The following is a 23,770-nucleotide window of genomic DNA, read 5'->3' as shown; positions in this document are numbered from 1 at the left end:
GTTTACATGATAGAAAGTAAAGTTGTAGATTCTATTCCAACTTTGAATGAGAATGATTGTCAAATATGGTGGGCAAGAATTTCGGATTTACAATCATGGCATTACAATTTACTAAATGATATAGAGCGAGAGAAAGCAAATTCGTATCATCATTCGGCAGATCGAGCTCGTTTTATAATAGGTTGCGTAATAAGTAGATTAGTTCTCGGTAAGATACTTTCTATGTCACCAGTCCAAGTACCAATTGATCGAATGTGCTCAGTATGTAAAGTGCAGCATGGAAGACCACAATTACCAGAAGGTATGCCGCAATTATCCGTTTCGCATTCAGGTGAGTGGGTTGTCGTTGCTTTTACAAAATCTGCACCTGTTGGCATAGATGTAGAACAAATGAATCCAAATGTAGATGTTATGAAAATGGCAGAAGGTGTATTAACAGACATTGAAATAGCGCAAGTTATGAAACTGCCAAATGAACAGAAAATAGAAGGATTTTTAACATATTGGACTCGAAAAGAAGCGGTGCTGAAAGCGACAGGTGAAGGACTAATGATTCCGCCAGTACATATTACAGTATCAGCTCCAAATGATCCTCCAAACTTGTTGGTTTTTAAGGATAGACAAGAGTTATTAAATAATACAATGATGGAAGATGTAAAGCCTAGTTTAGATTATAGGGCCTCTGTTGCAATATTCAGTAAGGAAGTAACTGAAATTACGCAATTAGATGCGGCAGCACTTTTAAATCTTAAATAAAAAAATTATAGAAGAGGTGTTCCTCATGTTAGTAGCGGAAAATAGAAAGAATGAATTCACTTATAACGTACAAGCAATTAAAAATATTTTATTTTCTGGAGATACATCATCCATTCATGCTTTAGAAAAGCTTTTAAATGATACAGTTCAGTTTGATGTTCTTGAACAAGAGGCACTTGGTAGACAGTACATTCCGAAAGAAGCAAAGAATTTCTTTGATAAAGATGGAACATTTCTTTACCGTGTATCTAATGTTAGTTATAAAGGCAAGGTGTTATCTGAAAATCTAATTTTTGCAGACACTTCGTTTTTACCGGACGCAATAAAGAGTGAATTAGAGAGTGGAAATATTCCTGTTGAAAAGCTTATAGAAAAGATGGAAGTAAGAAGAAATGTATTATATGAAGGATATCAGCCATCTGGAAATATTATCGAATTGTTTGATGGATGTTCTGTTACAGCGAATGTGTATCCAACTAGAAAGTATCAAATTGTAAGTAAATGCAAATGTGTATTTTATATTTGTGAAGTGTATCATGCAGAGAATATAAAGCAATTGCTTAAATAAAAACAAGAAACCAGCCTATAAAATGGCTGGTTTCTTGTTTATTTAACAGCTTCTTTTAATTCTTTACCTGCTTTAAATGCAGGAACTTTACCAGCGGCGATTTGAATTTCTTCGCCAGTTTGCGGATTACGTCCTGTACGAGCAGATCTTTCGCGCACTTCAAAAGTTCCAAAACCGATTAGTTGAACTTTATCTCCAGATTGTAATGCATTAGCAATTGTGTCAAATACGGATTGTACAGCTGCAGAAGCGTCCTTTTGAGAAATATCAGCTGATTGAGCTACGTTTTTAATTAATTCTGTTTTGTTCATGTTTTCACCTCATAAAAAAATTTTTGGAATGAATGTTTTAGTATAATAGATAGTAAAGATAAAGCTATCACTATGATTAGATAGAATACTATATAATTATGTTAATTTCGTTGCAAGAGACTGAATCCCTTCTATTATTTAGGGATTAATTAAGAATCGATGCATATAAAAAGCTTTAATATGAGGATGAGGGGGAGTATATGAATGATTTTTCGTGAAAAAAATGAGAAGGAAAGTATATTAATTCGTCAACATGATCATGGTTTTTTAGCTGGAGAGATTGCAAAACATATAAAAGAAGACTTTTTTGAAAGTAAAACATATTTAAAAGAAACAGTTGATGCAATATATGAGCATGACAGAGGATGGATAGAGCTTGATAAAGTACCAATTTTGAATGATGCTAAAAATATTCCATATACATTTATGGATTGTCCAAGCCCATTACGTTTTGTTTTTTATACGATTGGTTTGAATGAAATTGAAAATTCTAATCCATACGGGGCATTGCTTTGTAGTAAACATTTTTTATCATTTCCACTAAACGAGGAAGATGAAGAGATGATGTCATTTTATAAACATGAATTAGAACGACAAAAAAGAATCTTGAAAACGTTAACAAAAGAACAGTTTGCGATGTTCGATAAACATTATAGATTATTAAAGTTTTGTGATGAACTTTCTTTATACGTATGTATGAATAAGCCTGGTGTCAAAAAGAAAGATGAAATTGATTTATTTAAAGATGGTTTTGAAGGAACAGAAATGTTTAATAGTGAAGAGGAGAAACTTATTCAAGCTGAATGGGTGGACGAGGAAACAATTCGGATTACACCATTTCCATTTCAAACGGAATTTTATACGTATGTAAAATATAAAACGATAAATAAGCATGAAATGAAAGAAAAAGGGATTGCAAAGGCTGATAGAGAATCAGAAATGAAGAAACAAACCATTCGTTTCATACAATAAGGAGGTAATATAAATTGAAAGATTATATATTAAAACAGTGTGATTATCATGCTTGGGCCAATACAAGATTATTCAATCGATTAAAAGAGTTACCAAACTATGAGACGATTTTTAATGAGCAGATACAGAGTGTATTTCCATCCATTAAGGATACTTTTGTGCATATTTATATTACAGATCAAGTGTGGTTACATATATTGCATGGTAAAAGTATGAATGAAGCAATACAAGACCGAGAAGATTTACGAAAACAAATTGAAACTAAATCGTTACATGAATTAGAAAAAATGTTTGAAAACATGGCAAATCAATATAAAGATTTTTTAATTACAATACAAGATGTGAATGCTGTATTTGTTATTGAGAATCCATATGTAGGGAAATTAGAAACTTCGATTTTAGAATTAGTGCAACATGTCGTAAATCATGGTACATATCATAGAGGAAATATAACAGCGATGATCCGTCAACTTGGTCATTCGTCGACAATGATGGATTTTGTACTGTATTTACATATGGTTAAAAAGCAGGGAGAGTAATATAGTTTGTAAGAAGGAGAGGCTTTAATTATAGAAGTCTCTCCTTCTATTTTATTCGGCATTCATGGTAGATCGACTGATTAAAGTTTTCTTAAGAAGCTTTATTTTCTTGTAATTGCTTAGCGTATTGTACAGCCTTATATGCATTGACTCTACCGTTTTTCCAGTACGTACCTGTACCACTAATTTTATCAGAAGTTGACTCGATAATTTGGCGAATTTGTGTATTACTATATCCTTGATTTGCTAAAAGAGCAGCGACTCCTGCAACATGAGGTGTTGCCATAGATGTACCACTTAATGATTGATACGTGCTTCCTTTATATGTTGAATATATATTTGAACCTGGTGCTGCAACATCTACCCAGCTACCATAAGTAGAGAATGAAGATTTTCTATCTGATTGATCTGTAGAACCAACTGCAATTACTTCGCTGTAATAAGCAGGGTAATTAGCTTTTGTATTTCCAGCATTTCCAGCAGCTGCAACTATAACAGAGCCTTTATTCCATGCATATTGAACGGCTTGTTGTAATGCAGTACCACCATTTGGAGCTCCTAAACTTAAACTAATTACTTTTGCACCCGAATCAGCAGCTTCTCGAATACCTTGCGCTACAGCATCAAGAGTACCACTTCCTTGATTATCTAATACGCGGACAGCATAAATTGAAGTTTGTGGGGCAACACCAGCAATTCCGACGCTGTTATTCGTAAGTGCTCCAGTAATTCCAGCGCAATGTGTACCATGACCATTACCATCATCAGATGTATTGTCGTTATCAACATAATCATGCCCGTAAATTACTTTCGAAGCCAGATCAGGGTGTGAGCCTTGAACTCCTGTATCAATAATAGCTACTTTTACACCAGGATCACTTCGTTGGCTATCCCAAGCTTGTGGAGCTTGAATCTTTTGTAATCCATATTGATTATTAAAATATGGGTCGTTTGGAGTCCAAAAGGCGTGAACGTAATAATTTGGTTCTGCATATTCCACATCTGGATTATTTTTATAACTCTTTATTTTTTCTTTTACAGTACCTTTTGAAAATTGTACGACTTCAAAACCTAACTTATCATCTTTAGATAAGACATTAGCTCCGACAGATTTATGAAAAGATTGCACATTACTTAAAGATGCATTTTGTTTGAACTTAACGATTAATTGGTTAGGAACGTAATCAGTAGATGATGTTTCAGCACTTGAAGTATTCGTGTTAAAGAAGAAACCACCAATGATAAATGATAAAACAGATAGGAAAACAATGATTTTGTTTTTCAAAAGATTTTTCCTCCCTTTTCTTGGATGAGTTTTTCAGCGACACTTTAATGTCGCATTCCTTTTCAACTATATAGTTAGACCATACGATTTATGACATTTATGTGAAAAACTTTTGGAGGAATAAAAAGGAGTAAATATTGATATAAATATATTTTTAATGATAGTAATTAAGTAAAAGAGGGGATGAAAAAAGGAATGCTCATCATGTATGAGTCATTCCTTTTTTCATAGATTAACTTGCCTGTTTTTTATTATTTTCTTTCAATTTCTCTGCTTGTAAAAAGCGATTCGTTTCAGCAACAACAATACTACTTAATCCAATCAGACCAATCAAGTTTGGAATTGCCATAAGTCCATTTGCAATATCAGCAAATGTCCATACGATTCCTAGCTTTAAATTAGCACCAATTGCAATCATGAAAATAAAGATTGCTTTATAATATTTAACTGCACTTTCTCCGAATAAATAAGCTACACATTTTTCTCCATAATACGACCAGCCTAAAATAGTAGAGTAGGCAAATAAAATAATTGCGATACCGAGAATCATACTACCAGCAGTACCGAATACAGATTGGAATGCAAGTGTTGTAGCTTCAACACCAGTTTTACCTGATTTCCAAGCGCCTGTAGTAATTAATACTAGTCCTGTAATTGTACATACAATAAACGTATCTAGAAAAGTACCAGTCATTGAAACTAAAGCTTGTTTTGCAGGCGAATCGGTTTTTGCCGCCGCCGCCGCAATTGGTGCACTCCCTAAACCAGCTTCGTTCGCAAATACACCACGCGCCATTCCGATTTGGATAGCTGATGCAACTGTTGCCCCAATAAAACCACCAGCAGCTGCTGTACCATTAAATGCACCAGAAAAAATAAGTGAAAATGCTTCTGGAATTTGGTCGTAGTGATAGAAAATAATTATAAGACCAGCAATTATATAAAAGAAAGCTTTAATAGGAACGACATATCCCGTCACTTTCCCGATTTTTTTTACACCGCCTAAAATAACAATTGCGATTAAAAATGACATTACTATACCAGTTAAAGCAGGAGGGAAAGAGAAATTAATTCGCATTGCCTCTGCAACTGAGTTAGATTGCACCATATTACCAATACCGAAAGAAGCAGTTGTACCAAATATAGCGAATAATATAGCAAGCCATTTCTTACCTAAACCACGCTCTAAATAATACATTGGTCCACCCGAATATTCACCATTTTCATTACTAACACGATATTTCACTGCAAGTATTGCCTCTGCATATTTTGTTGCCATACCGAATAAAGCGGTAATCCACATCCAAAATATTGCACCAGGACCACCAATTGTAACCGCTGTTGCAACACCGGCTATATTACCCATACCAATCGTTGCGGCCATAGCTGTCATGAGTGCTTGGAAGTGACTAATATCTCCAGAAGAAGAAGTATCTTCTGATTTTTTAAACGCTAGTTTGTGAGCGTATAATAGTTTACTAAACTGTAAACCTTTCAAACGCACTGTGAGAATGATACCTGTTCCAACGAGTAGCAACAAAGTTGGTAATCCCCACACGTATTGATTTAGTTGTTCTAATACTTTACTTACTGTCTCCATCTTTATTCTCCTTTTTTAGAAAAAATAAAAACCACTTCAAGTAAATGAAATGGTCTCTGGAGAAACAAGGGATAGAAAAATAAACCGATACAATCGGCTTTTTCTTTCGCTTGTCTCTGTCCTTTTACCTGAGAGATTATCCGCTAAAGTAGCGGATTTGCTCCTTCGGTGCTCGTTTTCCTCCGCGCTCTATGAAAGCGAGAGGGAGTCTCTCCAGAGATTCGTCCCCATGCAGTTCTACTTGTAACCAAGACCTGAGAGTTTCAAAGCTGGTATAACAACTTTTTGCCCCGTCGGTAGATCAATAGACCTTCTCCTGAATGGTTCATCCGAATTATAAAATTTATAAACACATTGATTGTAAATCAATAAAAACATTATAGACATACAAATTGTGAATTGCAATCATTTTTTATTTTAAAATAGTAAATAGTTTTATTTTTTTGTAAGTCCTAATTTATCTTCAACTTCATTTAAAGTAGATAAAGCGATGACAATATGTTGATCCGCAAGTCCTAAAGCTTGTTTTGTTTTTTCAATAGTTTCATTGGTTGGAGTAGAGTTATTTGCTCCGTCTATAATCAAATTTGCTGCATTTTTCATGAAATTTGATGCGGATTTAAACTGAGTTGTGAATTGAAGTAGTTGTTTTTGTATATCTATATCTGTTATGTTTTCTTCAATTTTAAGCGTGTCTATTTCGTTCATAATTGTTTCGTACTGTTTGGAAACAGCACTCATTGTAACTAATAGTTTATTTCGATCTACTGAATCTCCATTCGTGTTAATCTCTTCCCAGGCAGGTAACCAATCTTTTTCGATGATGTCATTATAATGAGTAGTCAATTCATGAATTTTAGGTTGTAATTTCGTTTTGAAAGTTTTTGTCTCCGCTGTTTCTACAGTTGCTTTTTCGTTGTTATTTTTAACATTAGTAACATAGAAAATCGTACCGAAAATGATGAAAATAGAAATAACAACTGTCCATTTAGTAAAAAGTAATTTCTGCAATATGTAACGCCTCCAAAATTAAAAAACTTATAATTATAATATATAACAATAATGTTGTTTAAAGTAGAGAAAATAGGTTAGAAATAATTTAAATTACTTATTTTATATACATTGATAATTAAATTTAGTAAAATGATGAAAGTTATATGCGAGAAAAGAGGGTTTTTAGTGAAAATGAATAGAAGAAAACTGGTTTTAAGTATTTCAATGGCTATGTTATTAGTTGGTTTATTTGCACTCATATATGTAGACAAAGAATCTAAAATTAAAGATTTTCCAGTGCCAATGTCAGCAATCCATATTAACGATGATAATGAAGAGGACTATCAATATATAAGTGTAATGCCTATTACAAAGGCGAATGGATGGGAGAACTTAGGGGAAAACGGGCATACTGTTAGTTTTAAAAAAGGGGAGCGGAAGGTAGCAGTAGTACATTATCCGGGAGAAATTACGTATTATTTATTTGAGAAAAAGATGAATAAGGGAGATTAGCTAAAGATGTAATTCATTAAGAGTTACATCTTTTTTTATTCTGAATCATTTGAAATTAAATTCGATAGATGTTTTGATAGATGTAGTGATAAATATGATTAGTTCTATATGTCTATAAAGAGTATTAGGGTGATTATAAAAATATTATGTGAACTAATTATTGTGAGAAGAAGATAAATTATATGCTAAAGGGGGAATTAAAAATGTTACTAAAAACAATCTAATGTAAGGTGGAAGAAGAGAAAAAGGAATTGTTTTCAAATGCGCAAGAAAAATGGAGTGATATACGGCATCTAGATGGTTTTCATGGACAATTTGGTGGATGGTATGAAGATGAGGCATGTGTATTTACTTTATGGGAAGATAGAAGTACATATCAATCATTTATGAATGGTGCTCACGATACAATTTATTTAAATAGTAATCAAGAGGATACGTTTCTTTCGTGTGAAATTGAATTATTTCAAACGTTGTATGATATAACTGATACGCATTTGAAAGACGTTGTTACAGAAGGATCATTCGTAAGAGTTGCTATATGTGATGTAAAGGTGGAAAAGGAAAAGTATTTTTTACAGAAGCAAGAAACAATTTGGAATAAAGGAATGGAAAAAGCAAAAGGAATGTTAGGTGGAGTAGTTGGGAAGTCTTTAAAAAATGAAAATCGTTACATAGTGTTAACGTATTGGAAAGATGAACAGACGCATCAACATTATGTGGAAGAGATTTTCCCAGATTTATATAAATTAGCTAATATTCATGAAGATATAGAAGAGATAAAAGGAAAACAAGCTGTATGTAAGGAAGAATGGCTTGTATATTAAACGCTGAAAAAGTGTATAAATGAATGTATAATAAAGATATTTTCTTATAAACAAGTAATTAATAGAAGACGTTATATACCCTTTCATGTTAATATATTTAAGTTATAATAGGAGGCTTACCCTTTTGTATTGTACGGTAGAAGCAGTGTGAGCTTGAAATTTTTTTAGAAAAGGATGTGCCTAATTTGCGTATCAATAAATTTATTAGTGAAGCTGGAAAAGCGTCTCGACGTGGAGCGGATAAACTAATTAATGAGAGAAGAGTAATTATTAACGGTAAGGTTGCAAAAATTGGTGACCAAGTGAACCCAGGTGATGATGTACGAGTAAATGGAGAGCAGCTTCGAATTGCTCGAGATCACGTATATATCGCTTTAAATAAACCAGTAGGTATTACATGTACGAGTGAAAAATCAGTAAAAGGTAATATTATCGATTTAGTGAACCATCCTTTACGAATTAGTCACATTGGACGTCTTGATAAAGACTCAGACGGTTTAATTTTGTTAACGAATGATGGTGATATTGTTAATGAAATTTTACGTGCTGAAAACAAACATGAGAAAGAATATATTGTTTCAGTAGATAAGCCAATTACACCTGATTTCTTAGAGAAAATGGCAGCGGGTGTTAAAATTTTAGGAACAAAAACGCTTCCTTGTGAGGTTACACAGTTATCAAAATATGAGTTCCAAATTATTTTAACACAAGGGCTAAATCGTCAAATTCGCCGTATGTGTGAAGCTTTAGGTTATCAAGTATACACGTTAAAACGTACGAGAATTATGAATATTGAATTGAATAATTTACCAGTTGGGCAGTGGAGAGATTTAACAAAGAAAGAGAAAAGACGTCTATTTGCAGACTTAAATTACGAACCACAAGATTGGTAAAATTGTGAAGTGAAACCAAAAAAATTTGGTTTCACTTTTTTAATTAAATAAATAATTTTTTTAAACACTTGCAAAAATAAAATGAATAAGATATATTAAATAACAATAAATGGATGTTTTACAAAAAGCGAAGAAAAGGACACGAGTTATTTTCCCCGGTTATACAGAGAAGGAAGGAAAGCTGAGAACTTCCTAACGCAGAAAAATAACTTACCACCTTAGAGCTGCACTAGGGAAATTAAGTATCTAGTGCCGTGTATGCGACGTTATCGCAAAAGAAGCCATTATGTTTTTTGTGATGGGAATCTGGGTGGAACCACGGATATAAGCATATTCGTCCCTATATTTAGGGATGAATATGCTTTTTTGTATTCAATTTCATAAAAAGCGAAGAAAAGGACACGAGTTATTTTCCCCGGTTATACAGAGAAGGAAGGAAAGCTGAGAACTTCCTAACGCAGAAAAATAACTTACCACCTTAGAGCTGCACTGGGGAAATTAAGTATCTAGTGCCGTATAAACGACGTTACCGTAAAAGAAGCCATTGCATTTTGTGATGGGAATCTGGGTGGAACCACGGGTAAAAGCACGCTCGTCCCTATGTTAGGGATGAGTGTGCTTTTTATTATGAAATGGAGAGATGAAAAATGAAAGAACAAATGATTGAAATTAAATTTCCAGATGGTAGCGTGAAAGAATTTGTAAATGGAGTTACTTTAGAAGAAATTGCGGGATCCATTAGCAGTAGTTTGAAAAAGAAAGCAGTCGCGGGGAAAGTAAATGATGGATTATATGATTTACGCCGAAAGATTGAAGAAAATGCGGAAGTAGAAATCATTACTATAGATTCAAATGAAGGTGTAGAAATTGCAAGACACTCTGCGGCACATATTTTAGCGCAAGCTGTAAAAAGATTGTATGGTGATATAAATCTTGGAGTAGGGCCTGTTATTGAAAATGGATTTTATTATGATATGGATCTTCCAAGTAGTGTAAACGTAGAAGATTTACGGAAAATAGAAAAAGAAATGAAAAAGATTATAAATGAAAATATAAAGATAGAACGAGTTGAGGTTTCTCGAGAAGAAGCAGCAAAACTGTTTCAAGAAATGAACGATCGCTTGAAATTAGAACTTTTAGAAGCAATTCCTAGTGGGGAAAGTGTAACACTATATAAACAAGGTGAATTTGTAGATTTATGTAGAGGGCCACATTTACCATTTACAGGTTATTTGAAAGCATTTCAATTAACTCACGTTTCCGGTGCATATTGGCGAGGTGATAGTAATAACCAAGTGCTTCAGCGCATATATGGTGTTGCATTCTCTTCTCAAAAAGAATTAGAAGAGTATTTACATTTCGTTGAAGAAGCAGCAAAAAGAAATCATCGTAAGTTAGGCAGTGAGCTTGAGTTATTTATGTTTTCTGAAGAGGCTCCGGGAATGCCATTTTATTTACCGAAAGGACAAATGATTCGTAACGAATTGGAAGCATTTTTAAGAGAAATTCAAAAAGAGTACAATTATCAAGAAGTACGCACTCCGTTCATGATGAACCAAGAAGTATGGGAGAGATCAGGGCACTGGGGACATTATAAAGATAATATGTATTTCTCTGAAGTAGATAATAAAAGTTTTGCATTAAAACCGATGAACTGCCCAGGGCACATGCTTATGTTTAAAAATAAATTGCATTCTTATCGTGAATTACCGATTCGTATGTGTGAATTTGGTCAAGTACATCGCCATGAATTTAGTGGTGCCTTAAACGGATTATTAAGAGTACGTACTTTCTGCCAAGATGATGCACATTTATTTGTAACTCCAAAACAAATTGAAGATGAAATTAAATCAGTAATGGCGCAAATTGATTACGTATATAAAACTTTTGGATTCGAATATGAAGTAGAGCTTTCTACTCGTCCAGAAGACTCAATGGGTGATGATAAATTATGGGAGCAAGCAGAAGCAGCATTAGAAAATGTATTACAATCGCTAAATTATAAATATAGACTAAATGAAGGTGACGGTGCATTTTACGGGCCGAAAATTGATTTTCATATTAAAGATGCTTTAAATAGAAGTCACCAGTGCGGAACAATCCAGCTTGATTTCCAAATGCCAGAGAAATTTGATTTAAATTATATAGATGAAAATAATGAAAAGAAAAGACCAGTTGTTATTCACAGGGCAGTTTTAGGGTCATTAGATCGCTTCTTAGCAATATTAATTGAGCACTTTGGAGGTGCGTTCCCGGCATGGGTGGCACCAGTTCAAGTGAAAGTAATTCCAGTTTCAAATGCAGTACATGAACAATATGCCAATGAGATTGCACTTAAATTAGCACAAGCTGGAGTTCGTGTTGAACAAGATGCACGAGATGAAAAATTAGGATATAAAATAAGAGAAGCACAAATGCAAAAAGTACCGTATGTTCTTGTTATTGGAGATAAGGAAATGGAAAACGGAGCTGTAAATGTACGTAAATATGGGGAAGAGAAGTCAGAAGTTATTGCACTAGATGTATTTGTGGCAACTATTGAAGAAGAAATAAAGAATAGAAAATATTGATTGTAAAGAAAACACACTATTAGAAATTAGTGTGTTTTCTTTTTTATCTTACAAAAATGTAAGGTAAATGTAAGCGAAATCGAGGGAACGAGTTGTAGAAAAATGAGAATATGAAGTAGGAAATAGGTTCATGTTACAGGTGTAACTCTTATTGAATGAATAATTAAAAAAATCTTAAGGATTTACATGACAAAATAATAAGAAATATGTGAGAAATTAATTTTATACAAAAGGGATGGAGTGAAAGAGATGTCAACAAATGTAGTTACTGTAGAAAGTGTAGAAAAAACGTATGGAAAAAGAAATGAGAATCAGTCAAAAGCATTAAGGGGTGTATCGTTAAGTATTAAAGAAGGAGAATTTGTCGGGATTATGGGTCCTTCTGGGTCTGGAAAAACGACTTTACTTAATGTGATAAGTACACTTGACCAAGCGACAGGTGGTAGTGTGACGATAGCTGGTACAAATATTACTTCTATGAAGGGCAATGCGTTATCTGATTTTCGCTCTCAAAAATTAGGTTTCATTTTTCAAGATTTTAATCTACTAGAAAACTTATCAATTTATGAAAATATAGCTTTACCACTTTCTCTGCAAGGCGTACCATCAAGTGAGATTACTGGAAAGGTAAATGACGTTGCGAAGAAATTAGGAATTACTGAAATTTTAACAAAATATCCAACTGCTGTTTCTGGTGGACAAAAGCAAAGAACAGCGGCGGCAAGAGCTTTAGTACATAATCCAGCAATTGTATTAGCAGATGAACCGACAGGTGCGCTTGATAGTAAAAACGCAAAAAGTTTATTAGAAGCGATGCAAGATTTACATGAAAATCACAATGTAAGTATTTTGATGGTTACACATGATGCATTTAGTGCAAGTTATTGTGAGCGTATTTTATTTATTCAAGATGGTCTTCTTTATAAAGAATTAAATCGTCAAGGCACTAGAGAGAATTTCTATCAAGACATTTTAGGTGTGCTCGCTCATATGGGCTCAGCTGCTGAGTCTAAGTAGGGGGCGAAACTATGTTATTTAAATTATCACGTCATAGTATGAAAAAAATGTTAAAAGATTATATGGTTTTACTTATTGGCCTCGTTATTAGCATTAGTATTTTTTACATGTTCCAAACGATGGCGATGAATAGTGAATTTACGAAGGATAATAGTCTTATTAGTAGTATTAGACTCGTATTCTGGGTAGGTGCAATACTATTATCTTTCATTACTGTATTTTATATTATATATGCCAACTCTTTCTTGCTCACATTAAGAAGAAAAGAACTCGGTATGTACATGATGCTTGGTGCAAAAAAGAAAAAAGTAGCACAGTTATTATTTATTGAAACATTCGGTATGGGGATTGTCAGTATTATTATCGGTATTTTAGTAGGGATGTTACTTGCAAGTGTAGCAGGAAACTTTTTAATGAATGGAATGGAAATTTCAGCAAAAGGTAGTTATGCATCTGTATACACACCAGCAATTTTAGTTACAGCTATTTTCTTCTTAATACTATTTTTCATTACTGGCTTAATGAACAGTGTCCGATTGTTACGTAAAACTGAACTAGAGTTAATTCGTGAAGATGAAACACTAGATGAAGTGAAGAAAAGTAAAACTCGCATTATAATAATGACAGTACTTGGTGTATTACTAGTAAGTACAGGGTACTATTTTATGATCAATGTAAAAATATATGCTGAATTAGGTTTTATTATAGCGACCATCGTTACAACACTTGGAACATATTTTATCTTTAGTTCATTACTCCCATTTTTTGTGATGAAAATTAAGGGGAATAAAAAACGAAATGAAACTGGTCTAAATAGTTTTACATATGCACAGCTACGCTTTCGAGTAAATAGTTTATCGAGAGTATTAGGTACTGTAGCGATGTTAATTGCATTAGGGGCAGGTGCGATGACGGCAGGTATGGCTTTCCAAAAAAATGTAGGTATTATGACAGACTTTTCTCGTGTATATGATGTTGTAATTCATGATCCGAATGATCAAGACAAAGCTGCCTTGAAAGAAATGGAAATTGTTGAAGAAAGCAAGTACAAATATAAAGTAGATGGAGAAGCGGTTTATTATTTACGTAACGACTTAACTGCGAAACCACCACTTGTTTCAGACCATTTTGATACAAAAACGTTAAAAGAACCTGTTCGTAAACGTGTGACTGAACCTTTAACAGAACCTGTATATTCAGCTTTAGAGGCTCCTGAATTAGCAAAATTCCCTCGTATGCCAAAGGATTGGGAAGACGCAGTTGTAAGAGAGATACAAATTACGCATAATCAATTTAACGGAAAACCAGTAAGAATTGCAGACGAAGAGCATTATAAAGGAATTCAAGGAACAGAACACACTGTAACATTAGCAAAAGTAGATGATATGAAAAAATATAAACCGTTATTGATCGAAATAGACAAGAGACAAAAAGCACAAATTGAAAAAGCAACAGGTAAAAAGGTAGACTTATTTACGAAAATGACAATTTATCAGTTTATGAACAGCTTCATGAGCGGAACAATGTTTATGGGATTTTTCCTCGGAATTGCCTTTTTAGCAATGATGGCAAGTTCCCTTATGTTCAAGATATTAACAGGTGCTTCTCGCGACGTACGCCGTTATGAAATGTTACGAAAAATTGGTGTGAGACGCAGTATGTTAACGAAAAGTATATATAAAGAAATTTCATATTTATTTATCTTCCCAGCAATCATTGGCATTTCTCACGTTTTAGTAGGGCTTAACTTATTCAGCTTTATATTAGTTGACCCGTTTGTAAAAGTGTGGGTGCCAATTGGGATATTCTTAGTCATTTATTTCATCTATTACTGGATAACTGTTCAACTTTATAAAGGTATGGTAATGCCGAAAGAAGAGATAGCTAAATAGTTTATCCCGCTATTTGCCAGGCAGCCCGATTGGTGAGGGCTGATTAAAGTTTTATTTTATGAAAAGAGTCCTTGTTTTGAAAATAGGGCTCTTTTTTATGTTTTTTATAAAGAAGGAAAAGATTGGATAATGGTCGAAAAATATAATGTAACTTCCAAGAAATGACTAAAATAATACTATTTTGTCGAGAGGAAGGATACGAAGTATGAAAGAAATGCTACAGTTATTTCGCAACAAAGTGTATGCACGTTTTTTCTAGCAAATATTTTAGAGCGACTCGGTTCTATGATTGCTGGAATTTCTTTAATGTTTTACTTGTTAGATCAATACGGAAAACAACCAGTTTACGCAACGATGACAAAAATTATGATTGCATTACCTGCATTAATCTTTTTTCTATTAGTAGGGACAGTAGTGGATCGATTTGATAGACAACGTATTTGTACAGTAAGTAACATATGTTGTTCGCTCTGTAATATTGGAATCCTAATTTCGCTTTATTACGGGATGATTATACTTGTCTTTATATTTTTATTTTTTGGAAAATGCATGTATACAATTTTTCTCTCCATCAGAACAATCGATGATACAGGGAGTAGTTGAATCAGACCAATATGGTGCAGCAGCGGGTATTAATCAAATGGTAAATAGTTTGTATGCTTTGTTTGGTGTAGGAATTGCAACGATGGTGTACTGAACTTTTGGAATTTACGGGAGCATTTTAGTAAATACGCTCACTTTTATTATGAGGGGTATTTTGATTCAAACAATCTCCATTCCAGAAAAAGTTTGTTTACCAAATGGTAGAACAAAATGGAAAGAAGTTAATTTGAAGATGTTAATAACAGAGTTTAAAGAAGGGATTAGGTATATATACCTAAATGAAACTTTTAAAAAATTACTTTTGGGATTTATCGTGTTTGGTTGATTATTTTTTGTTACGTGTTTATTCCAAGCTATTTTACTAAGTGGAAAAAAGCGAATTTAAGGTGTGGTTGAAGAGGTTTGTTTTTTCTGGATATTCTTTCTTTCGTAAAGGGGTAATAGTTATGTTGATGCGAACTGCTAAGTGGTATGGGATTACTTGTTTACAATTATTCGCTGCAATTCTATGTATAATCTGTTTAGGTGCGCTCCCTCGATTATTTAAGGGATTACAAATTGATTTAATTGGTTTTTGGAACACGATTGTGTTTATTGGAGGAAAGTTACTCCAACCTTGGGAAATTACATATGGATTTCGAGATTCGAGGAAATTATTTCCGCAAATATGGATTCATTATTTAGAGACAATGTTTGTATTTATTTCGGCATTTTTACTGTCATTACTTATTGCGTATCTTCTCGTTGTGTGGGTATTACAACGGTCTCAATCAAAGCAACGAATGTGGAATGGGATTTTTGTCGTACTTGAAAGCATCCCAGATATTTTAATAATTTTATTATCGCAACTTCTAGTCGTAATAATCTTTCAAAAGACAGGCTTTATGCCAGTAAAACTAGCGGGGATTGGGGAGGAAAGGGCTCGCCTATTGCCAATAATATGTCTAACTTTGCCTACAACACTATTATTTATTAAGCTACTACTATTACGTTTCAGAGAAGAATTAGAGAAAGATTATAGTATATTTGCTAAAAGTAAAGGGCTTAGTTTACGACATATTTTAACAAATCATATTTCAAGAAATGTTTTGTTAACAACAATCTATTATGCAAAAACAAATATTTTATTTATGTTATCAAATTTATATATTATTGAATGGATATTTAATACGTACGGTATGTTTGTTTTTGTAAAAGAAAATTCGAAATTAGAAATATTTACAGTAAGTTTAATTATATTATACGTACCGCTTTTTATACTATTTCGTTTATTACATACGTTTTTACAAAATGTAATAAAGGAGCGTGTTTAGCATGTGGCAAGTTGTAAAAAGAGATGTGAGATTTTGGTTTGGTGTTACTTTTTTAAGCGTACTTATGATTGTTAGTATTGGAAATACTTTATTTTTCGATGGGAATATCCGTGAACTTACGATGATGTATAACGAAAAAGGAGAACTAGAGGCTGCTCCATTTTCACCGTCGAATAAATTTTGGTTCGGTAGTGATGAGAAAGGACGCGATCTTTTCCAGCTAATAATAGAAGGAGCGAAATGGACAGTTGGTGCGAGCGTAATTATAGCGATTCTACGAGTTATAGTTGGAGGAGGTATTGGTTTGCTTCTTGGTATGTATAGCAAACGTTCTTTTCCAGTTATAGCATCTTTTTTTGATCCGTTCAGCATTGTACCTATGGTTATGATTTCTTTTTTTGTGTTAAAGGAAGTTTTAGTGTTTGAAAATGGGACAGTACCAGAGCCGTTTCATTTAAGGGTAATATTTCAAATGGTTATCCTTACATGTTTAGCGGTACCAACAATTATGTTATATACAGCGCAGGAAGTCCGTCGGATAAAAAGAGAAGAATTTATGATGGCAGCAACTGTGCTTGGGGGCAGTAAATGGCATAGAGTGAAAAATCACGTATGGCCACACGTATTACCATCATTTTTTTTACTTGTTGCTCAACAATTTGTGAGTACTTTATTACTTCTCTTGCATCTTGGCTTGTTAGAGTTATTTTTTGGCGGAACAATTATCTTTGGTACAGAGGCAGATAGTGTAACAAAAGAATGGACCGGCCTAATTGGTCAAAACTTCCGTCATTTAACTACTCATACATGGATTGTACTTATACCGATTGCTTTTTATAGTATGACAATTTTAGCTGGAAATCTAATTAGTAATAGCATGCAAGATGCGATTAAGTTAGGAAATGTGAGAAAGCTAGAGAGGGAAAGTAAAGAATTACAAGTAGAGAAACAAGTACAACTAACTATGGATGACTTTTCTTTTTATAGAGAGATACAAAAATAAAAAAGATAGCTGAAGACAAATTGTTTTCAGCTATCTTTTTTCGCTTAAAGTGGTGGTAAATCAATCTTACCTTCTTCAAATAATTCTTTTATCATATGTTTCGTATAACCAGCGGCTTGACCAAATGTGATTTTTGCTGGCATTGGTGCTTCGTTAGTATCTACAACTACATCAATAATACATGGTTTATTTTGTTTTACTGCATTTTGGAAAGCGGGAAGTAGTTCATCTAAATTCTCAACACGGTATCCAATACCTCCACACGCCTCTGCATATTTTGCAAAATCAGGGTTCGTTAAGTCTGTTTCGAATTCGATATTACCCATAACTTCTTGCTCGAATTTAATCATCGCAATTTTATTATTGTTTAATACGACGACAATGATTGGTAATTTATATTTTACAGCTGTTACGAAGTCATTCATCGTCATTCCAAATCCGCCATCACCACAAACTGCAAATACTTGTTTATCCGGGAATGCAATTTTTCCAGCAAGAGCACCAGGTAAACCGCAACCAAGTGTTGCGAGCCAGCTAGAAATGACAAATTGCTGGTTTGTCATACGGAAGTGTCTTGCGGTCCATACTGTTACATTTCCGACATCGACTGATAGAATTGCGTCATCATGTGCTACTTGCTGCAGAGCATGCATAACGCGTTGTGGTTTAATTGGAATGGAAGAGTCTTCTTCTTGATCGTGTAATTTTTCTTCCCACTTTTTCATCATTTCTTGGTGATGTTCTAAGAAGGAATGGTCTGTGTGTTCTTCAACATTTTCAATTAACCATCGTAATGTTTTATCAGCATCACCAGCTAAACCAATATCTGTCGCATAACGTTTCCCGATTTGGGCAGGATCTGTATCGATATGAATTGTTTTTGCTTTTTCAGGTAAGAAGCCGGTGAACGGATAAGAAGTACCGACCATAATTAAAGTATCTGCATGCTTCATTGCTTCATAAGAAGGTTTCGTGCCAATCAATCCTAATCCACCAATACAAAGAGGGTGTTCATCAGGAATAATTCCTTTAGCTGGCAATGTAAGTACGATTGGAGCACCAATATGTTCTGCCAATGCAAGTAAAGATTCTCTCGCATGTTTTGTTCCTTTTCCAGCTAAAATCACAGGCTTTTTCGCTTCATTTATTGCGAGTTTCGCCGCATCTAAATCTTCTTTTTGTGGAAACAACTCAGGCAAAGTAAAAGAAGTATTTGTAATACGAGCACCATTTTTTACTTCGAATTTCGGGACATCATCTGGAATTGTAAGAACGGATACACCTTTTTTCGTATAAGCCATTCGAATTGCTTGATTCACTACGGCAGGTAGTTGCTCTGCTGACATAATACGCTGGTTATAAACCGCAACATCATCAAACATTCTTTCTAAATTTACTTCTTGGAAAAAGTCCGTTCCAAGTAAATCGGTTTCTACTTGACCTGAAATTGCTAGAACAGGGGCTTTATCGAGTTTCGCATCATATAAACCATTTAATAAATGAATAGCACCAGGTCCTGCAATTGCCATACAAACGCCAAGTTTTCCTGTTAATTTCGCATAGGCAGCCGCTGCTAATGCACCAGCTTCTTCATGGCGAACTTGAATGAATTTAATTTTATCTTGTTTTTTTCTTAAAGCTTCAATGATAGAATTGATGGAATCTCCAGGCATACCGTATATGTGTTCTACTCCCCAGTCAATTAATAAATCAACTAATGCTTCACCGGCTGTTTTCCCAAACATAAGTGTTCCTCCTTATAATAAGTAGATAACATTATGTTTTGGATAAAAAGGAAAAATATACAAATAAGAAAATTTATCTGGTTATTTGTGACCTAAGAATCAGTGTGGGAGGCACAAAAGTTTCACTTTAGCAACTTTAATGATGCCCAGCGAATAAAGTGAACACTGTTATTAGTAAAAAACCACTAGTTGCCCACATTAGAAATGTAAGGAAAGAGAGCTGTTTCTTAGCTTTCCAAAGCATTTCATGAATTGTGACATATCCAAGTGAACCGATAGCACTTCCCATAATGAGGCCTTGCAGGTGAAGAGCTTTTCCTTCCATCAAAATGCCAAAAACTGTGCCAGTACCGAGAATAAGAGAAAGTAATAAAGTCGTTAATAAAAAGGAAATATATTTATGTTTTGTAAAAAGAAATGGAATAATTAAAGCTAATCCTTCTGGAATATGGTGAACGACAATTGCTATTAAAAAGGGAATGGCGGAGTCATTATGATTTATAAAAGCTGTACCTAACGCAAATCCACTAGGTATATTATGAATAAATATAGCGAAAGAGAGAAAAAGGAAGGTTTGCCATGCTTGTTGATCTTTTTTATGTATCATTGGATGGTGACAATAGTTATCTAATAAGCTCATAACTAAAATACCGATGGCTATACCAAGTATAGGCCCAATCATTTCGTAGCTTGAAAATGTTTCAGGAATAATTTCAAGGGATAAAAGCCCAAGTAAAATTCCGCCACATAATGCGTATAAACGATGCATCTTTTCTTCAATGAGTTGGCGTGTTGCTACTCCAACAGCACCGCCTAATAGTAATCCACCAAATGAAAAAAACGTAACAATCATTGGAATCCATAATCGTTCCATAGTATCACACTCCGATTCTTCCACTTATTTTTAGCTTACGAAAAGGAAAGTTAGAATAGTCCAAGTAATTGTGTTTGAGTATAGAGAAAAAAGTAGTGATTCGTTATAATCTATATATTAAACTTAAGTGAGGAAATGAAAAGGGGAATTGGTTATGCAACAAATTAAAAAAATAGGAAACTCATTTTGGTATATGACACCTGTTTCTGAAACAGATAGACCTATCTTAGGAATGGTCGTTGGACAAGAAAAAACGTTAATGATTGATGCAGGGAATTCAGAAGAACATGCACAATTATTTTTAGAAATGTTAAAAGAACAAAATGTATCGAATCCAGATTTCGTAGCACTAACCCATTGGCATTGGGATCATATTTTTGGATTGCCTGTACTACAAGATGCATTGTCTATTGCACATTCTGAAACGAAAAAAGAGATGCGTAAACTTGTTTCTTATGAATGGACAGATGAAGCTTTGGACGCACGCGTAAAAGAGGGTACTGAAATTGCATTTTGTGCGGATTGCATAAAAAAAGAGTTTGAAGAAAAAGCGAGAAATATTAACATTATTCCTCCGACCTTAACGTTCCAGAATCAAATGGAATTAGATCTTGGTGAAGTGACATGCGTGTTAAAACATGTGGGCGGAGATCATGCACATGATTCAGTTGTTATTTACGTGAAAGAAGAAAAGATATTATTTTTAGGAGACTGTATATATGCTGATATTTTTTCTTCGAAGTGGAACTATACGACGAAAAGAACGTTTGCATTAATAGATGAATTAGAAAAATTTGATGCTGAGACATATATTCTTTCTCATGGGGAAGCGATAAATCGAGAGGAGTTTTTACAAGAGATTCGCATGTTAAAAGCAGTAGGAACTTATACAGAAGCTCATAAGGGCGATGAAGAGAAGATAAAGGCAGCGTATAAACAAGAACTAGATAGAGAATTAAATGAAGATGAGTTAGAAACAATAACTTATTTTGTCAATGGTTATGAAATGAATAATCAATAAGACACTACATTAATCCAATATAATTAAATTGCACAAAAAGAGTATTGAAATTTAATTCAATACTCTTTTCAATAGTTAAATATGTAGTTTCAACTAAATTCTAAATATAGGGGTTCATCGTCTGAAGTGATTTTATTCTATTTATTTTTCGTATAGATAGTGGTTCAAGTAGAAGCTTTCTTTGCTAATTCAGTAATATATTCAAAGAATACATCACGTTTTACATCATAAACGACATTTACAGGTCGTCCATCAGCAGTTTCCTCTGTACGTCCTTGGCTTGGTCCGTATGTATGAACGATACTATTAATTGTTTCAGTTTTTGCAAGGTTAGTGTTTCCGACAAGCGCGGTAGTTAGTACATCCCATAAATAGTAGGTAGAGTTCGTTGAGAAGTGAACGAGAGGGGGAACCATTGCATAGCATTGACCAAGGAAATCCATACCAATATACTTTCGTTCTTTTGCCCATTGTTCACGTATGTCTATAGTTAACGGAACTTGGTTTGTACTTTCTAGTGTCACTAAGTCGATTTTAATTTTTGCATCCCATACACGAGCCACTGCTTCAGGGTCCCAAAACGAATTCCACTCAGCTGTTCCATCATGCTCTGGTTCATGTACATTGCCTGCTGTAAGAAATGTACCACCCATCCAAACGAGACGTTCAATTTTATCTTCTATGATGGGAGTTTCATATAATGCACGAGCAAGGTCAGTTAGGGGCCCGGTAAATAATAAAGTTGTTTTTCCTTCCGTTTGTAGAAGTGTTTCTATTAAATGGTGATGTGCAGGCTTTACCACCACGGGTGTTACAACTTTTCCAGACTCATTTAAAATTGGTAGAGCATCTACATAAAATGCATGCATCCGCCAGTCTTTTGGAAACGGGTTTTGCCCGCGAGAGTTTGAAGCGGCTACTGCAATATTACCTTTGCCGAAGCGATCAATAATTTTACGACTTGCAGACATTGCGGGTTCTAAATAGCAGTCTGCTGGGATAACAGATACACCGGTAAGTTCAACGTTTTCCATTTGAAGTAATAAAAATAATGAAATTAAATCATCTACGCCGCCATCATGATTGAAGTACACTTTTTTCTTCATTGTAATCTCCATCCTATATGATTTAGTTAGAAATTAAATATGAATTGAGGAGAAGTCATCAATAATTTCCACCACTTCAATTTCTCCATTAATCAGTAGCTCAGGAAGTTCATTTCTAATATTTCCTTTCCAATACTTTCTAGCTTATTCGATTTTTTGAGAAAAAGGAATACCATCTTCTTTTGGTAAAAGATTCCCGTCACCTTCAAAAGAACTTCCGATTACTCGTAGTTTAACAATCTGTAAAACTTCTCGATTGTAAGAATCAAATAATGCTTTCCATTTTAAAGCATCTTCATAGCTTTTTGCAGCGTATAAACAAGATAACCTGGAAGGATATTCAGGGAATTCTTGTAGTCTAACCATTTCTACAATGGTTTCTCTAGCTGCTCTAATTGTTTGATCCATATAACTTATAACTACTTTAGCATTTTCATTATTTATATGTAATTCGTCATTTTTATAGTGATTATTTAAAATTTGTATGCCATCTTCACCATTAGCATTTAATTGTTCTCTTTCAAAAAAGAAGTGATATAGAGTATTGTGTTGATTTTTGTTAAAAGGAATCATTTGTCCGATATGCATTTTTTTCCTTGTTACGATGTGATATGCGTAAAATTCTGTTTCATTCATGGTTATCCTCCTAGTAATAATGTAATGCAATGTTAAATTTAGTAATTCAACATTGAAATATATAAAACCTTTATAAGTAAAAGTGAGAATTTGAGTTGAAAGTAAAGAAAATACATGAAAACGTTTTAAATTTGTTCACAAAATGTTCACTTACGAAGGGGGTTCCAATGTCGATATAATGACAAAGACTCAAAGAGAGAGGATGATGAAATTTGCCAACAACAAGAAAAGAAAACCTCCAATTTGGCATGATGATGTGCCTTGGAATGGTTATCGTAATGACGTTTTACAATTTACTAATGAATGAAACAGGAGGACCAATTTATATTAAAGAGATTGCATTAGAACTATTAATTGGCTTTATTATTGCGCTATTAATTGAAATAAGTATAGTTGGACCTTGTGCGAAAAAAATTGTATTCATGTTGCCATTTGATAAATCTAAGAAAATAAATATTATCGTTGCGATGGCGACAACTATGGTAATCGGAATGGTGTTCTTTATGTCATTTTTCGGTATGGCTATGATGCATTTACATGGTGGACTACAAGGAGCTTCATTTGTTTCAATTTATTTTTCGATTTTTATTAAAAATTTCATAATGGCATATCCATTACAATTAATTATTATGGGACCGCTTGTACGTTTCTTATTTGCAAAGTTTGTTATGAAAAAGAAATCTTTTAATGTAGCGTAATTTTCATTTATAAAACACTATATATAAATAAAAAACAC

The 23,770-nt window shown here is 33.8% G+C and carries 21 protein-coding genes, 2 pseudogenes, 1 riboswitch and 2 other annotated features; of the genes and pseudogenes, 15 read left to right on the top strand and 8 right to left on the bottom strand.

Annotated features, from left to right (window positions below):
* The first annotated feature begins 6 nt into the window (after nt 1-6).
* Nucleotides 7-756, top strand: coding sequence for a 4'-phosphopantetheinyl transferase Sfp (gene sfp, locus ACTFR3_RS15875; RefSeq protein WP_000573004.1), 750 nt, complete (start codon nt 7-9; stop codon nt 754-756).
* 25 nt (nt 757-781) lie between these two features.
* Complete coding sequence (locus ACTFR3_RS15870; protein ID WP_000959125.1) at nt 782-1,324, top strand: hypothetical protein; 543 nt, start codon at nt 782-784, stop codon at nt 1,322-1,324.
* Nucleotides 1,325-1,362: 38 nt separating this feature from the next.
* Here the strand turns inward: ACTFR3_RS15870 and ACTFR3_RS15865 are convergent, their stop codons facing one another.
* Nucleotides 1,363-1,635 carry an HU family DNA-binding protein gene (locus ACTFR3_RS15865; RefSeq protein WP_001043905.1) on the bottom strand — a complete coding sequence of 91 codons (273 nt, stop codon included), beginning with the start codon at nt 1,633-1,635 and terminating at the stop codon, nt 1,363-1,365.
* A gap of 204 nt (nt 1,636-1,839) precedes the next feature.
* Here ACTFR3_RS15865 and ACTFR3_RS15860 point away from each other — a divergent pair, with 204 nt between their 5' ends.
* Entirely contained in the window at nt 1,840-2,607 is a 768-nt protein-coding gene (locus ACTFR3_RS15860) for a DUF3891 family protein (RefSeq protein WP_000577298.1), read from the top strand.
* 14 nt (nt 2,608-2,621) lie between these two features.
* On the top strand, nt 2,622-3,146 hold the full coding sequence (locus ACTFR3_RS15855) for a DinB family protein (RefSeq protein ID WP_000656267.1): 525 nt from the start codon (nt 2,622-2,624) through the stop codon (nt 3,144-3,146).
* Between the two features lie 91 nt (nt 3,147-3,237).
* Here ACTFR3_RS15855 and ACTFR3_RS15850 read toward each other — a convergent pair whose 3' ends face one another.
* The 3 genes from ACTFR3_RS15850 to ACTFR3_RS15840 all read right to left on the bottom strand — a co-directional run bounded on the left by ACTFR3_RS15850 (nt 3,238) and on the right by ACTFR3_RS15840 (nt 7,042).
* Nucleotides 3,238-4,431: a S8 family peptidase gene (locus tag ACTFR3_RS15850; protein ID WP_000790938.1), complete on the bottom strand. Its 1,194-nt coding sequence runs from the start codon at nt 4,429-4,431 to the stop codon at nt 3,238-3,240.
* A gap of 232 nt (nt 4,432-4,663) precedes the next feature.
* A complete protein-coding gene (locus ACTFR3_RS15845; RefSeq protein ID WP_000451037.1) occupies nt 4,664-6,031 on the bottom strand; it encodes an alanine/glycine:cation symporter family protein in 1,368 nt (455 codons plus the stop codon).
* Between the two features lie 106 nt (nt 6,032-6,137).
* Nucleotides 6,138-6,258: riboswitch (glycine riboswitch) on the bottom strand.
* A gap of 208 nt (nt 6,259-6,466) precedes the next feature.
* The gene (locus ACTFR3_RS15840; protein ID WP_001170889.1) at nt 6,467-7,042 is read right to left on the bottom strand and encodes a hypothetical protein; all 576 of its coding nucleotides are present in this window, start codon (nt 7,040-7,042) and stop codon (nt 6,467-6,469) included.
* Nucleotides 7,043-7,174: 132 nt separating this feature from the next.
* Here ACTFR3_RS15840 and ACTFR3_RS15835 point away from each other — a divergent pair, with 132 nt between their 5' ends.
* The 9 genes and pseudogenes from ACTFR3_RS15835 to ACTFR3_RS15795 all read left to right on the top strand — a co-directional run bounded on the left by ACTFR3_RS15835 (nt 7,175) and on the right by ACTFR3_RS15795 (nt 17,652).
* Nucleotides 7,175-7,537 (top strand): hypothetical protein, encoded by a 363-nt coding sequence (locus ACTFR3_RS15835; RefSeq protein ID WP_002025767.1) that lies wholly within the window; start codon nt 7,175-7,177, stop codon nt 7,535-7,537.
* Nucleotides 7,538-7,767: 230 nt separating this feature from the next.
* A complete protein-coding gene (locus ACTFR3_RS15830) occupies nt 7,768-8,361 on the top strand; it encodes a DUF4937 domain-containing protein (RefSeq protein WP_440044574.1) in 594 nt (197 codons plus the stop codon).
* Between the two features lie 185 nt (nt 8,362-8,546).
* Complete coding sequence (gene rluF / locus ACTFR3_RS15825; protein WP_001222171.1) at nt 8,547-9,254, top strand: 23S rRNA pseudouridine(2604) synthase RluF; 708 nt, start codon at nt 8,547-8,549, stop codon at nt 9,252-9,254.
* 121 nt (nt 9,255-9,375) lie between these two features.
* Nucleotides 9,376-9,599 (top strand) — a binding site (T-box leader).
* Between the two features lie 36 nt (nt 9,600-9,635).
* Nucleotides 9,636-9,857 (top strand) — a binding site (T-box leader).
* 44 nt (nt 9,858-9,901) lie between these two features.
* Nucleotides 9,902-11,824: a threonine--tRNA ligase gene (thrS, locus tag ACTFR3_RS15820; protein ID WP_063219978.1), complete on the top strand. Its 1,923-nt coding sequence runs from the start codon at nt 9,902-9,904 to the stop codon at nt 11,822-11,824.
* 249 nt (nt 11,825-12,073) lie between these two features.
* The gene (locus tag ACTFR3_RS15815; protein WP_000106426.1) at nt 12,074-12,841 is read left to right on the top strand and encodes an ABC transporter ATP-binding protein; all 768 of its coding nucleotides are present in this window, start codon (nt 12,074-12,076) and stop codon (nt 12,839-12,841) included.
* Between the two features lie 11 nt (nt 12,842-12,852).
* On the top strand, nt 12,853-14,733 hold the full coding sequence (locus ACTFR3_RS15810) for an FtsX-like permease family protein (protein WP_440044572.1): 1,881 nt from the start codon (nt 12,853-12,855) through the stop codon (nt 14,731-14,733).
* Nucleotides 14,734-14,938: 205 nt separating this feature from the next.
* Nucleotides 14,939-15,658 (top strand): annotated as a pseudogene (locus ACTFR3_RS15805) (MFS transporter); the annotation flags it as partial.
* Nucleotides 15,659-15,782: 124 nt separating this feature from the next.
* Nucleotides 15,783-16,649, top strand: a complete 867-nt coding sequence (locus ACTFR3_RS15800; protein WP_000929110.1) for an ABC transporter permease subunit — start codon at nt 15,783-15,785, stop codon at nt 16,647-16,649.
* 1 nt (nt 16,650) lies between these two features.
* Complete coding sequence (locus tag ACTFR3_RS15795; RefSeq protein WP_000267877.1) at nt 16,651-17,652, top strand: ABC transporter permease subunit; 1,002 nt, start codon at nt 16,651-16,653, stop codon at nt 17,650-17,652.
* A gap of 44 nt (nt 17,653-17,696) precedes the next feature.
* Here the strand turns inward: ACTFR3_RS15795 and ACTFR3_RS15790 are convergent, their stop codons facing one another.
* Nucleotides 17,697-19,397 (bottom strand): pyruvate oxidase, encoded by a 1,701-nt coding sequence (locus ACTFR3_RS15790; RefSeq protein WP_440044571.1) that lies wholly within the window; start codon nt 19,395-19,397, stop codon nt 17,697-17,699.
* A 136-nt stretch (nt 19,398-19,533) separates the two neighbouring features.
* Nucleotides 19,534-20,271 (bottom strand): ZIP family metal transporter, encoded by a 738-nt coding sequence (locus ACTFR3_RS15785; protein ID WP_000440626.1) that lies wholly within the window; start codon nt 20,269-20,271, stop codon nt 19,534-19,536.
* Between the two features lie 154 nt (nt 20,272-20,425).
* Here ACTFR3_RS15785 and ACTFR3_RS15780 point away from each other — a divergent pair, with 154 nt between their 5' ends.
* Nucleotides 20,426-21,292: an MBL fold metallo-hydrolase gene (locus tag ACTFR3_RS15780; protein WP_098771724.1), complete on the top strand. Its 867-nt coding sequence runs from the start codon at nt 20,426-20,428 to the stop codon at nt 21,290-21,292.
* Nucleotides 21,293-21,456: 164 nt separating this feature from the next.
* Here ACTFR3_RS15780 and ACTFR3_RS15775 read toward each other — a convergent pair whose 3' ends face one another.
* Both ACTFR3_RS15775 and ACTFR3_RS15770 read right to left on the bottom strand, forming a co-directional pair.
* Nucleotides 21,457-22,410 (bottom strand): nucleoside hydrolase, encoded by a 954-nt coding sequence (locus ACTFR3_RS15775; RefSeq protein WP_440044570.1) that lies wholly within the window; start codon nt 22,408-22,410, stop codon nt 21,457-21,459.
* Nucleotides 22,411-22,431: 21 nt separating this feature from the next.
* Nucleotides 22,432-23,034: pseudogene (locus ACTFR3_RS15770) on the bottom strand (DUF2441 domain-containing protein).
* 212 nt (nt 23,035-23,246) lie between these two features.
* Here ACTFR3_RS15770 and ACTFR3_RS15765 point away from each other — a divergent pair.
* Nucleotides 23,247-23,732, top strand: a complete 486-nt coding sequence (locus tag ACTFR3_RS15765) for a hypothetical protein (protein ID WP_001143404.1) — start codon at nt 23,247-23,249, stop codon at nt 23,730-23,732.
* Nucleotides 23,733-23,770: the final 38 nt, after the last annotated feature.

This window comes from Bacillus cereus group sp. MYBK14-1 (assembly GCF_051916885.1).
Lineage (GTDB): Bacteria > Bacillota > Bacilli > Bacillales > Bacillaceae_G > Bacillus_A > Bacillus_A cereus.
Note: the sequence above shows the minus strand (reverse complement) of the source record. Positions and strands in the feature narration are given on the sequence as shown.